Annotated in this window: 11 protein-coding genes; all 11 read right to left on the bottom strand. The window is 44.0% G+C overall.

Annotation, left to right across the window (positions count from 1 at the left end):
* Window positions 1-3: 3 nt before the first annotated feature.
* The 11 genes from pilO to MMOL_RS05405 all read right to left on the bottom strand — a co-directional run bounded on the left by pilO (window position 4) and on the right by MMOL_RS05405 (window position 13,385).
* The gene (pilO, locus tag MMOL_RS05455) at window positions 4-561 is read right to left on the bottom strand and encodes a type 4a pilus biogenesis protein PilO (protein ID WP_015832019.1); all 558 of its coding nucleotides are present in this window, start codon (window positions 559-561) and stop codon (window positions 4-6) included.
* Window positions 555-1,076 carry a PilN domain-containing protein gene (locus MMOL_RS05450; protein WP_015832018.1) on the bottom strand — a complete coding sequence of 174 codons (522 nt, stop codon included), beginning with the start codon at window positions 1,074-1,076 and terminating at the stop codon, window positions 555-557. The genes pilO and MMOL_RS05450 overlap by 7 nt, the downstream gene beginning before the upstream one ends.
* The gene (locus MMOL_RS05445; RefSeq protein WP_015832017.1) at window positions 1,073-1,963 is read right to left on the bottom strand and encodes a hypothetical protein; all 891 of its coding nucleotides are present in this window, start codon (window positions 1,961-1,963) and stop codon (window positions 1,073-1,075) included. The genes MMOL_RS05450 and MMOL_RS05445 overlap by 4 nt, the downstream gene beginning before the upstream one ends.
* Window positions 1,944-3,704 (bottom strand): GspE/PulE family protein, encoded by a 1,761-nt coding sequence (locus MMOL_RS05440; protein WP_015832016.1) that lies wholly within the window; start codon window positions 3,702-3,704, stop codon window positions 1,944-1,946. The genes MMOL_RS05445 and MMOL_RS05440 overlap by 20 nt, the downstream gene beginning before the upstream one ends.
* Entirely contained in the window at window positions 3,701-4,888 is a 1,188-nt protein-coding gene (locus MMOL_RS05435; RefSeq protein WP_015832015.1) for a type II secretion system F family protein, read from the bottom strand. The genes MMOL_RS05440 and MMOL_RS05435 overlap by 4 nt, the downstream gene beginning before the upstream one ends.
* Window positions 4,889-4,897: 9 nt before the next feature.
* Window positions 4,898-5,320, bottom strand: coding sequence for a type II secretion system major pseudopilin GspG (gene gspG, locus MMOL_RS05430; RefSeq protein ID WP_015832014.1), 423 nt, complete (start codon window positions 5,318-5,320; stop codon window positions 4,898-4,900).
* A 7-nt stretch (window positions 5,321-5,327) separates the two neighbouring features.
* On the bottom strand, window positions 5,328-6,227 hold the full coding sequence (locus MMOL_RS05425; RefSeq protein WP_148207846.1) for a hypothetical protein: 900 nt from the start codon (window positions 6,225-6,227) through the stop codon (window positions 5,328-5,330).
* Window positions 6,228-6,308: 81 nt separating this feature from the next.
* Window positions 6,309-7,277, bottom strand: a complete 969-nt coding sequence (locus tag MMOL_RS05420) for a hypothetical protein (RefSeq protein ID WP_015832012.1) — start codon at window positions 7,275-7,277, stop codon at window positions 6,309-6,311.
* Window positions 7,278-7,442: 165 nt separating this feature from the next.
* A complete protein-coding gene (locus tag MMOL_RS05415; RefSeq protein ID WP_015832011.1) occupies window positions 7,443-11,126 on the bottom strand; it encodes a TonB-dependent receptor in 3,684 nt (1,227 codons plus the stop codon).
* Between the two features lie 265 nt (window positions 11,127-11,391).
* Window positions 11,392-12,033, bottom strand: coding sequence for a response regulator (locus MMOL_RS05410; RefSeq protein WP_015832010.1), 642 nt, complete (start codon window positions 12,031-12,033; stop codon window positions 11,392-11,394).
* Window positions 12,030-13,385: a histidine kinase gene (locus MMOL_RS05405; protein ID WP_015832009.1), complete on the bottom strand. Its 1,356-nt coding sequence runs from the start codon at window positions 13,383-13,385 to the stop codon at window positions 12,030-12,032. Before MMOL_RS05405 ends, MMOL_RS05410 begins: the two co-directional genes overlap by 4 nt.
* Between the last annotated feature and the right edge of the window lie 19 nt (window positions 13,386-13,404).

The raw sequence follows: 13,404 nt of genomic DNA, 5'->3' as shown, positions 1-13,404 counted from the left end.
AATTTATTCGTGCCTTTTTCGTAAATAGATAGTGAATTTGATATTGGCTTCAATCAAATCTGAGCCAACATTTTCTCGTTTCATGCTGATATCATTGAGTGCTACGGTAGGTAAGTTATTCAGCACTACATTAATAAATTGACGAATCTGCACATAACTACCCTGTACCGGAAGACTAATTTGGTACTTAATTAAGGTCGCTGAGAGAGATTGAGAGGAATATTCAACCTTGTTGGTGACGATACCTACACTGGTCGCAGCATGTAATATTTCAGTGATTTTGTTATTTGCTTCGTTTTTTTGAGGCAATAGTGCATAAAATTTCTGCTCAATATCAAACTGAGTGTCAGTCTTGATTCTTAGTTTATTGATATTAGGATTGGTTTTAAGCTCAAGAATATGGGCCGTTAGCGTCTTAATTCTACTTTCCTGAGGTCGAACAACCATGACCATTAACAACAAACTCACTAGCAATAACGACAAACCCAGCCAACCCGGCCAACCAAGTTGTCGTAACTTGTATTGCAACAACTCTCTAGAGAAAAACCTTGTGTTTACCATGCTGTTTCCACCACAAAATGCACTGCCGGCTGGCCGTTAACCTCTGCAGACTCTTGTGAAACTAGAGCCACGTTTTTAAGCATTTTTTGCTGGATTAAACTATCCACATAAGCCATCATGTTATCTACATCCAACGCCAAAGCGGTGATGCGCAGCGTTTGTTTTTTTATACTAGGCTCCACGGCAAGGAGTTTCACGGCATCGCTTTTCGTCGCCTCCAGCATCTTAAATATCGCATTCCACGGCAAGACTATCTCAGCGATTGCCGCATTTACAGCCGCAATATCATGCGTCTTTTGTGCGCTATTATTTACATTAACCTTTGGTAAATAACGCACAGACTTTGCACGACTAAGTGCATCGATATTGGCTTCCAACTTACGCGTGTCATTTAATAAAGATTGATGGTAATTAATTATCAAGCAGTTTATTAGCACTCCTGTCACCAATAACACCAACGCCGTTAAGTTGACTCTTTTTACTGCCAATGCATGATTCAAAGTAATAGTGCTCATGCCGCCACCCAGTTTTCAAAGCGCTTTTCAAGCTGTTGGTTGAGTAATTCAAAGTCATGTAATTTGATTTTGATATGACGACTATCAGCTTTATGAGCATTGCCAACCACAGGTGTTTTTCCATACCAAAATATTGGCAAGTGTGCATTGGTATTACTAATGACCCCCTCACGCTGAATGAGGTCATCCACCTGTTTAGCAACATCTTCTCCTGCTGCAATGTTTCTAATAAAACGCCACTCACCGTTATCTATTAACGATAGGCAAACACGATTAGACTCGATAACGACAAACCAAAAATGATGTTTATTTTTTTGTTTTTTAATATGCTTTAGCATCTGATTACCAGCCAGCATCAAATGCGGAGATATCGCATTAACATCAATGCCCTGTTGCTCAAATACCTGATGTAGCTCTTTCAACAATACAGAACATACGCCACTGGCAATCGATGCCTGACCAAATGCTGGTTCATCCATACATAAATCCCAAGCTTTAGCAGCCTCTCCATATGCAATCTTGAAGCGATGCTGCATATATGCCTGACGCTCACTTTCTATCGCAAGCTCCTTGCTCCATGGAATCACTGTATATTTAATCAAGTGGTTAGAAATGATCACTTTTGTGTATGTCCCACTTTTTGCAAGTACTTGCCAATATTTAGCCTGCAACACCTGTTTCAAGGTTAAAACTAGACCATTCCATTGCGCTACTTCATTCCCGTTTACTTCTTTTTTTTGTGGTAAATCAACAAACTGCTGATGCACCAACGCTTGTTTAAAACCACTCTTGAACGTTCTTTTTAAATGAAGTAGCAATACACGCTGTGGGTATATAAACACACGCAGCTCATCATTAAATACAGTGTTAAACCAGCGATGTAACACGATTGATCTCCTCTAATGTAGTTTCACCACGCCTTACCAGCGCTAGTGCTGCCTCGCGCATAGTGAGGGTACCGTTAGCACGTGCTGCCTCTTTAACCTTACGCACCGGTTCTCTGGTGACAATCAACTCTCTAATTTCATCGTTAAAACACAATAGCTCAGCGATTGCCTTACGTCCTTTATACCCAGTACCATGGCATTGCCCACATCCTTGGCCTTTTCTAAAGTTGAAGTCTTTCGCTTGTTCCGGCGTTAGGCCAGATTTACTAATGAGCAACGTATCAGGCGTATCTGCAACTGTGCAATTTGGGCAGTTAATACGCACCAAACGCTGCGCCATGATGCCGTTGATAGCCGATACAAAACTGTATGGATCTACATTCATGTTGGTAAAGCGACCAATGACATCAAACACGTTATTGGCGTGTACCGTGGTCAGCACCAAATGCCCTGTCAGTGCTGATTGCACGGCAATTTGCGCTGTTTCTGAATCACGAATTTCACCCACCATAATTTTGTCTGGGTCATGCCGCAAAATAGAACGTAACCCTCGGGCAAAGGTAAGTCCCTTTTTCTCATTGACTGGGATTTGCAGTACACCTGGCAGTTGATACTCAACCGGATCTTCAATCGTGACTATCTTGTCTTGCCCATGGTTTATTTCAGAAATAATGCCGTATAGCGTGGTAGTTTTACCACTACCGGTGGGTCCAGTAACCAACAACATGCCATATGGTTCTTCTGCCAACAATCTGAAGCGCGCCATGATTGACTCTTCAAAACCTAAGGTTTCTAGGCTCAACCCTTTAGCTTCGTCACTCAATGCCTTACGGTCTAGAATACGTAGCACGGCATCTTCACCGAAAACGCTAGGCATAATAGATACTCGCATATCCACCTCGCGTGGTTTACCATCACCGCTAGCTACCAGTACCTTAAAGCGCCCGTCTTGAGGCACCCTACGTTCTGCAATATCTAGCTCAGACATCACTTTAATGCGTGAAATAGCTTGCTCTGCCTGTGCTAAACCTTGGATACCCCCCTCTTGACTCAGCACCCCATCAATACGGTATTTAACTTTTAGGCCAGTTGGGTCTGTTTCCATATGAATGTCACTAGCGCCGGCTTTGAGTGCATCATAAAGTGTGGATCGCACAAACTTCACTACTGGGCTAGTATCTTCGCTAATTGAACGTAGGGAGATATCTTCAATCCCCTGATGTTCGGCGTGGTACTCAACTTGCTCAGCAGTTAAGCCATCCATAGCTCGCATGCTTTGCTCATGGTGACTGAGATACGCAGTTAAGTCTTTATGATGCGCAAGACTCCAAACTACAACCTCTGCATGACCATATCTAGAAATGATTAAATCTATTTTGGGCTGTAAATATGTGTCGAACGGGTTAGAGAACACCAGCTGCAATTGCCCATCATCATTGCGTAATGCTATGCAGCCAAGCTTGCCAGCCTCTGCGAATGGCAGCAAGGTGAAGTCTGGATGCAACTCATAAAGATGCAGTATGCTTAGTACTGGGTAGCGCATCATCTGTCCGAGCGCTACGACAAAATCATCGGAGTCTAAGCCGGATTCATTTTCAAGCACATCCAGCAAGTCTTGCTTGGTATTATTAGCAATAAGTCTGGCTTGGCATAACAGTTCAGGCGTCAGCTTAGGCTCGATACCCGCGCTTTTATTCATGGCATTAATATCCAAACCCATCTTATCGAGTGGCATGTTCATTGAATATTCCCCGCCAGCTCAAAAATAGGCATATACATCAGCACCACAACCAGCCCTACAACTAAACCAATAATAATCATCAGAACTGGCTCCAAAAGCTTGGTCAACCACTCTACTTTCCTACCTATCTCTTCATCATAGAACGCACCTATGCGCTCCATCATTTCGCCCATTTGCCCGGTGCGCTCACCTACACGCAACATGCGGATTGAGATTGAGGTCGTCATACCGTGCTGTTCCATAGCAACTGACATAGGCTTACCCTCACGCACATCAAAAGACACTTTATCTAAGCTAACTCGCAGTAAAGGTTGCAACAATGAAGACACCATGCTCATTGCCGTTACTAATGGAATACCACCACGCAACAACATGCCAAGTGTTCGGTAAAATCTAGCCAGCTGATAGATGCGCATGGTTTCGCCGAGCGCAGGAATCTGCCATACTTTAGCCATAATTGCGGCACGAACAAATGGCCTACTCAATATCAAGGCCAGCATCACCACACCAGAAACAAAAACCAAAAACACTTCGCTTCCATGCTCTTGCAATAATTGCCCCCAGCTTAATAATAGCTGTGACATCCAAGGTAAATCTGTACTGGCACTCTCATAAATAGTGCTGAATTTTGGTACTACATACCCCAACAAGAACAGCACTACCAGGCCGCCAACAATAATCAGCAGTACAGGATAAATAGAGGCTGTGATAATTTTTTTGCGCACAGCATCAATTTGAGTTTGGTAGGCCACATGTCTTGCTAGTGCTTGCACCATGTCACCTGTACGCTCACTCGCCCGAATTAAGGCGATATATAGCGGAGTAAAAACTTGAGGCACTTTTTCTAAAGCTGTCGATAACGGCAAGCCTTCAAATAAAGCGCCCATTACTTGATTAAGTATCGCCTTAGATTCAGCCTGCTGTTCCTTTTCTGCTAAAGCCTCAATGGCTTCTACCAAACTTAACCCAGATTCCAGCAATGCCAGTAGCTCCTGGCTAAACAGCATCAAATTAAATTTTGGCGCGGATGATTTAACCGTGAACAATGCCATACCTACGCTTTTGACATTCAGCACACTCAAGCCTTGAGACTCAGCTATAGCGCGTGCTTGCACAGCGTTACTTGCTTCCAAAGCGAGCAATCTCACCTCTTCACCCTGCGCTACTTTTAACTCGAACTTCATATGAATAGCCTATTCCCAGTTCACTACGTCAGCAGCTTCAGCAGTCCCACCACTCATACCATCGCTGCCCAATGACCATAAGTCATACTCCCCATGCTCACCTGGCATCTTGTACTGGTAAGGCTTACCCCACGGGTCGTTAGGTACCTTTTTCTTTAGGTATGGCCCCTGCCATTTGGCCTCGTTTGCCGGCGCTTCATTAAGCGCGGATAATCCATTATCTGTGCTTGGGTAATGGCCGTTATCTAAGCGGTATTGATCAATGGCTTTTTCTAAAGAATCGATCTGAGCCTTAGCCGTTTTCACTTCAGACTTACCAATCTGGGCAAAGTATTTAGGCCCTACATAGCCAGCAAGCAAACCAATAATGACCATGACGACCAATAGCTCCAACAAGGTAAAGCCATGTTGTGTTGATTTTGTTTGTTTCATATATGCCTCAATACCTTTCAATCGTTGCGCCAAATGGCACCAAGCCAGGTACCTCTACCTCTAACCAATCTTGCCCATTACCACCGGTGGTGCGTAGGCGAATGGCACCTTCTTTTTCTTCTGGCTGACGTTGCTCGCAGGTTGTTTTGATATACAACATAGATGTCATTTTTTTTGTTACCCCATCAGCATCGTCAAAACTAATGTCGGTAGTAAAATCTACCCAGTTTTCATTCATAGCCGCTGACTGGTTTTTGCTGATTGCTTTTGTGGGGGCTGGCGCGTCTTGTAAAGCTGGCAAGGTCAACCTGTTTTTGTCATATGGTACGGAGGTATAAGTTCTGCCAGCTCGAAACAAAGCCTCAGGCATGCCGTAATCTTTGCTAGGTTTTGGTTTCATAAAGTAAGCAATAGCAACTGGGCGTCCGGCAAAACCACCACGTGTGATATCGTTAATTTCCCAGCGCTTACCATTGGCTAAGGTTTGGTCTTTCATCAAAATATGGGTGCCAAAAATACATTCTTTGGTATCGTTGTTATGCCAAACGGTATCGGTCAAGGTGGCAAACTCCTCACCGCCTGCTGCGGCATAAGGTTCTGGGATAGGCACACCGCGGGAAATAATACCCACTAACGTAAAACCATCTATAGGCGCATTCATTGGGCTATCTGCAAGCTTATCGTCACTCACGGCACATTGGCCGAGCGAGCTTTGATTGCTATTACTGGCGTTTTTTTCACTCAATCCAAAGTTTGTGCTTGTGTCACATAAAACATAGGCTGAATTGGTATTGCCTATGGCTGGTAAGTTCACAAAACCACTTTGGCTGTCGTTAGCAACATCAGCACTTGCTGATAAATGCTGCATACAAAGCATTAAACCAAATAGGTAACAACTTCTTTTCATTTTTATCATCCAGGTCATTTATAAGGCTGGCAGAGCAAAGCCCCGCCAGCTTTTATCAAGCTAGTTCAAATCAAAACACTATTAGAAGTTAGCGTTAGCGCCACTACGTGCCAATCCTGAAGCCAAGATAGTGACCCATGGCTGTGTTTCTTGACCTGTTTGACGGATACGCACACTGTTAGCTAAGGATGCTGGTGCGGTAGAAGTACAAGCAGCACGTACGTACATCATTGGTGCATCTTGCTCAGTACCACCGTCCTCATCTACACCACCGGTAACATCAACAGTAAAATCCACCCAGTTAGTACGGATTTCACTCGTTTGTTGTGCTGCAGTTGGCGCTGTTGCACCTGGGCTAGAAGTTTGACCAACACCATTGATCTCTGTACCTGATGCTGGCACAGATGGACTATTGATTGGACGATGTACGAAGCCTGTTGCCACTAAAGTTTCATCAGATGGGTCAGCTTGCATTTGTACAGAAGTAAATGCACGGCCTACTCTATAAACTGCTGAATCCGATACTCCAGAACGGTAATAATAGCCTGCTGAAACATCCGTAGTAGCGCTAAACCCACCAAAAGCAAAGTCATTTACTTCCAGATACTGTTGGCCAGCTAAGCTACTGTTATAGTCAAAAGTAGTGCTGGTATCCATGGAGATTTGTTTACCGTAGATACACTCAGTATTTGCCGTGTTGCGGAAAGTACGTGATGTCATATAAGCGATGTTTTCACCATTGGCAGTAATCGCCACATTGGTTAGATCACTTAAGGTAACTTTACTAAAGCCTGAAACTGGGCTGGTATTGATATTTGCCGGGAACACAGCGCAATTATTATTCGCACCCGTGGTTGGCGCAGTAAAGCTACCCGCACCGTAGTTACCGGTTGCGTTACATGTAACCCATGCAGTTGTACCTGCTGGCTGATTAGTACCTGCTGAAACAGACAAGCCTGCTGCTGGCAATGAAACCAAGCCAGTTGCAAATGCTTGGCCAGACGTGCCCAAAACTGCGATCACTGCTAATTTAAGTAATTGACTCTTCATTACTTTATCTCCTAAAACAGTTACAATAAGCAGGCATTTGTGGCTGCCTACGACACCAATTCACCCAAATCAGCTAAAGGCCCTTGTAAGTTCTTAGGTTGATTCGAGTTGAACGCTCAAGTGGGCAGTTCGCAAATGCCCTTTCTTATTATTTATTTCGCTAACTTACTTCCCTATATCAAAGTCATACGTCAATGTGAAGTAGGCAGAGCGCGGTGCGCCCGTCGCCAAGAAGGTGCTGTTAGTCCAGTCTCTTGAGTTGTAATTAAAACCACTTACCGGATCGATGGCACCACGAATAGATGGTGCGAAGGCATTAATGCCTAAGCGCCCCCCACTGTAATAAGTGCGGTCGAACAAGTTATTAATCTGCAAGCCAGCTGTTAATCCTTTTGTAATTTTGTAAGAGGTATTGAAGTTAAATACTGCATAGCCTGGCGTTTTTCCTGAGTCTTTAAAATCTGGACGCGCTACCATGCACTGGAAATCAGTACCGCTTGTATTGCATATATCCTGTATGGGTTTAGCAGCCCCTTGACGGTGTGCGTTATTCTCATTGCCACGTACAAATGCTTCGGAGTGTATTATTGCTGTTAAGCCAATTTTCCAATCGGGGGTGACCTCATAACTCACACTAGCATTCAAGTTATGAAGGGGAACACCAGGCATGCGGTTACCCTTTTTCACTTTAATTTGCTGATAATCACTTATTGCATCACATTCTGGAGGACGGAAACTACCATTGCACCCCGCGTAATTCTGGACAGTGCCAGCTTCGCTATTGTGTGGACTACCCATACGGAAATCGGACTGAAATGTTGCGTCCGTCAACGAATAATTCAGTGCAAAGGTGGCTTTACCGACCTTACCTTTCAAACCCATTTCCAAGCCTTGGCGTCGTGTATCGCCGATATTTTGGAAAAAACTACGTTCCGGGCGGAATGCTACAAAGTAAATATCGTCTTGCAGATCCGTACGATATACGCTGGCATTCCATTCAATATTTTCCGTTAACTTGCCTCGAATACCAGTTTCAACAGTTTCTGATCGAACCTGTTTTAAATAAGGGTCGCCAGACATTGCGCTAGGCAAGCTACAGAAGCGATTCTCTGAAAGGGATCTAGCACGATATTTCTTTTCTCCAGTGACTGGGTCAGTGTAGTAAAGCACCGGTGAGTCATCGAATGCGCAGCCTAACTCAATCACGGTAGGGGTGCGTGCACCACGGCTCCAGTTACCATAGATATTGGTATTAGGGTTGGCTTGCCAAGTGGCACCTAAAGAAGGGTTAAAAGAATAATAATGGAACTCCTCATGCTCCCCTGCGCGCATACCACCTTTTCCTCCGGTTCGCTCCGGTGAGAATGGCACAATAAAGTTATCGAGGCCAGCCTGGCATTCACTACCTTCCACCACTCCATCACCATCAAGATCATGGCACACCTGAGCCTCGTCTATTGTATTAAGAAAAGCATTGGCACCTTTAATACCAAGAATATTATTGGTAGCTAGGTAGTTGTTAATGGTGGTGTAGTTATAACGTGCAGCACCTGTTAGGCTGAATGTTTCAACTGGTGTCCAAGTTTCGCTGAAATACACGCTTTTGGTAATGGAGTCACCTTTAAAGTCGTTCATTGAAATTGGATGCGTAGCGGCATAAAACTCATAACCCAAGCGGTCTGGTGCTAAAGCACCGCGGTGACTAGCATCAAACAAGCCCAGCATTTGGCTACTAGTGTAGGTGGTATCAGCAGCGTCATAGGATGCGCCTATCATGAACTTATGTTTTTCCAGATTCCAATTCAGTTGAAGCGCGGCACCGTCACTAACCTGATTGATATTAGTATTAGTGATAATCGCATTGGGCGTACCAACTACGTAGCCTGCCCCTCCACCTATGGTGCCATCGGCTTGTTTGCCACCTCCATCACGTTGAATTGGAAGGCCATTGCTATCCAACACCGGAAGAATAGGTACGCTTTCATATACTGAATTATCTTTATCTGAACCGGTAAATTTACTTGAACCATCAGGGTTGAGTGCTTCAGCAGCATTGACCACGCCAAACGGCACCAATAGCACATAATACCCACTACCATCCGTATAGTTGCCAGAGACAGCGCCACCTATTATTGCGTATGTATTTGACGCTCCAGTTTGCGGATGGGGATCACCATATTGAGAATTGCCAGGTGCAATATTTGCTTTGTTTTGCCAATAATTAACAGCAAACTGATAATAGGTACTTGGTAACGCAGCATTGAAAAATCCTGATACTGGTTGAGTTGAATAATCAACCGTATTAAGTATTGGGTTATAGGTCCAAGAAGGAATAGGTGTTACACCGTCCGCACCTACAGTCATACCCTGATTAGCATGGGCAAGCGCATTAAAATTTGAGCCCACAAGTGGTATGCCGTTAGAAAGACTGTTAGCACTACCGTCATCTAGGTAAAGTCGTTCACCATTGGTATCCAAAGCATTGCCATTGGCATCCGCCGCAATGTTGAATGGAACGGCATTATAATCAGGCAGGCCATCATTGTTGATATCTGCATAGCCTGGAATAACTTGCTCGCCAGGGGCCGGTCTTCTTGTAGCGTAGCCACCAAAATCCTGATTAATATCTGACGTTTTGCTCTTACGATTGCTGCTGCGCTTGTAGATTTGCCCTGTAACATTAAAGGTGTCCGTTACATCCCATAAACCAGTGAGTTGAAATTGCAGCAATTTATTCTTAGTTTGGTCCGGGCTGGTAAAAACTTTGCTAGGGTCTTGACGCGCCATCTCTGCTGGCAACACACCATTACCAATCAGGTCATTACCTGCGTACAGCGTAGATAATCCAATCTGCACCTTGTCATTGCGCCATTCACCCTTGGCAAATAATTGATTCACTTTACTAGGTGAATTGTCACGCCAACCATCTTCATTAAAAATATTAGCGGCAACAAAACCAGCAATCACGCCATTATTGCCACCGACACTACCTTGAATTTGTTTGCGGTTAAACGAGCCACCCAAAGCCTCAATGGTGCCTTCTTTAGCATCAAAACCACTCTTGGTACGCATAGATAATGCGCCACCCAGCGTACCTAAACCAAAGATAGGGTTGGAACCTGGGAAAACATCTAATCCAGATAAAGCGTTAAGCGGCAGCATGTCCCAGTTCACTACATCGCCAAATGGCTCGTTCACACGTACACCATCCAGAAACACGCTCAAACCTTGTGCGGTGCCGATTTGCGGTGAAGCAGTAAATCCACGATAGCTCACATCCATTTGAAATGGGTTGCTTTGATAGTCGTTCACATTGACAGACTGCAGCTTGGAGTTCATTAAGTCGGAGATGCTTAATGCATGTGAATCTTTAATTTCTTTAGCAGTAATACTTTGTACGTTGCCTGGAATCTCTTCTTTAGTGAGTGATAAACCACGCAACGGGCCTATTTCATAAAGGCGTTTGGCTCGAACTTGAATATCCTGAAGCTCAATACCTATTGGCAGGTCATTCTTGCCTTTATCATCAGCCAAAGATTTCGCATACTCTTTAGCAGCAGGACTCGTGCCAACTGCGTTAGCATCACTCACCTTTCCTGATAGCAATATCTTTTTATTGGCACCATACTTTGTGGAAACCGAGGGCAGAACCACAGATTTACCAACATTAACACTACCAATTTCATTGACATCGTCAACTGATGGTTGAGTAAGGCTAGTAGCGGCATTATTTTTAGATGAGTTTTCTTCAGCCTGACCGTATTGTGAAAACGTAGATAAGATAATTAGCGGGATGGTTTTTAACTTAAAAGACAATAAACCTTTAGACGATTTTCTGTACAAACTCATTCTTACTTCATCCCCCTAGCTAATACACCTTAATATTGTTTTTGGTATAGAAATTCATGTGAATTTTTACCTATGCGCCAATTGCGCTAGCCAGCAAATATAAGGCTTAGGGGGAGTTTCGCGTAAGAGCGAGACTCCCGAGTTATACCGGGAGTTGCTCACTATTTATATCGGGATTTTTTCCCGAGTCAGTAACAAGCAAGAATGGGAGATGTGAATGAGCGAAACAATTAGCTGTAACTAATTTTAATGCCGCTGGAAACGTTTACTCCAGAATGACACCGTACCTAATTGCGAGCCGCACTAGCTCAACTGCATTGGTAATACCAAGTTTTTGTTTAAGAATGGTTTGGTAGTTCGCCACAGTTTTTTGGCTTACATTTAACATCAGCGCAATATCGTCAACCCCACTGCCCTCAGCCAGCAACCTGAATACCTCAAACTCTCTGGCTGATAGACGCTCGGTAGGGTCTGCCGCGCCAGCAAGTGACTGCATGACAATTTTTTGCGCAATATTGGGACTAATATAAGTTTTACCAGAGTTAGCCTCACGTACTGCCAATAGCAAATCATCGGCCAGCCCTGACTTTAAAACATAGCATTTGGCGCCAGCAGCAAGCGCCTGTGTGGCAAACGCGGTATTTTGATGCATAGTGAAAATGACTATTTTTGCTGATGGGTCACGCTGCAATATTCGCCTCAAGGCTTCTAGTCCGCCCAGCCCAGGCATGGAAATATCCATGACCATTACGTCTGCCGGAAACTCAGTGTAGAGTTGGCAAGCCTGCTCACCGCTATCGGCTTCCGCCACTACTTCAATATCACCACCAAGCTCTAATAAACGGCGTAACCCTGAACGCACAACATTGTGATCATCTACTAAAATGACCCTAATTTTGGTAATCATATTCCTGCCTTTAGCATAACTGGTAAACTGATGCATATCTCAACACCAGAAGATGGATTGGTATTGAGACTGAACGAGCCACTCAGCCCTTCTACACGTTCACGCATACCAGCCAAACCAAAACCTTGTGTGTTTAAAGTACGGTCAAAGCCTTGACCATTATCTTTGACCAGTAACTTCAAACGCCCAAGTTTCAATTCCACCTTAATCGTCACCAAGCGCGCTTTTGAATGTTTAGTCACGTTAGTTAAGCACTCTTGAACAATACGATAAGTAGTAATTGCCATTGTTTCATTCAGGCAGTTGACCTGACTAGAAATATTAATGCTGAGATTGACACCTCGATTACGCTGTCGCCAGTTGTCGATAAGCTCATTTAATGATGCATGTAGCCCCAGCTCATCCAGCACCGCTGGTCTCAAGCGCTGCAACATCTGTCTGACTATTTCCATCATTTGTCTAGCGACAATACTAATAGCCTGCGCGCTTTCATAAGTGGATGTCAGGTCATTTGCCTTAAGTATGGCCGATGCATCAATATTGATAGCAGTTAAATGCTGCCCGATTTCATCATGCAAATCATGGGCGATATTTTTACGTTCATCTTCTTGCAGCCTAATTAATTGGGTTGTAAGGCGGTGGTTGTTCAATATACTGTTTTCTAAGGTCTGAGCCATGGCATTGAATTTACTGCTAACACTGGAAAGCTCGGGGAGAGAAAACAAGGGTAAACGTGCACCCCAATTCCCATGTTCAAGCTCGGTGAGGGCATTCAGTATAGTATTTAATGGACGTAGGGCTCGGTTTACCGCCCAATAAATCATGCCATTAACTACGATAAAAAATAGTAAACCCAAGCTTAATAAACCTAAGGTGTCATGCCATATTTCAGCAATCTCATAGGATGGATCAGGCGTAATCACAAGCTCACCTAGCATGCGGTTATTGATAACAATTGGGCGGCGCGTAGTCTTTAATGAAGACGAAACCTTACCCATTAATTTTCCAAACCAAGCTGGGGGTAATGTGCTTCCATGGCCGGCAGGTGGACGATTGCTATCGCGCAGATTACCTTGCGCATCAAAAAACTCAATACGCAAATGGCGTACGTTATCTAAGCTTTGCAAACGAAAGATATCCACCCTATTTTTATCGCTATTATTCGCCCATGTGTAATCTGAGACATAATGCAGTAACTCAGCATCTAGTAAATGCAATGCTAAAACCGTGGTGGAATCGACCTCCGCCCTGACATCCTCTCGGGCATTATCAATCATCATCCCTGCCCCTATCAGCATAACTAACGCCAATATCAAGGTAATAATTAAATTAATCCTGAGTTTTAAATTCATGTTATTTTTCTTTTTTTTA

This window comes from Methylotenera mobilis JLW8 (genome assembly GCF_000023705.1).
GTDB classification, from domain to species: domain Bacteria; phylum Pseudomonadota; class Gammaproteobacteria; order Burkholderiales; family Methylophilaceae; genus Methylotenera; species Methylotenera mobilis.
The sequence above is the reverse complement of the archived record's forward strand: the minus strand, read 5'-3'. Positions and strand labels throughout refer to the sequence as shown.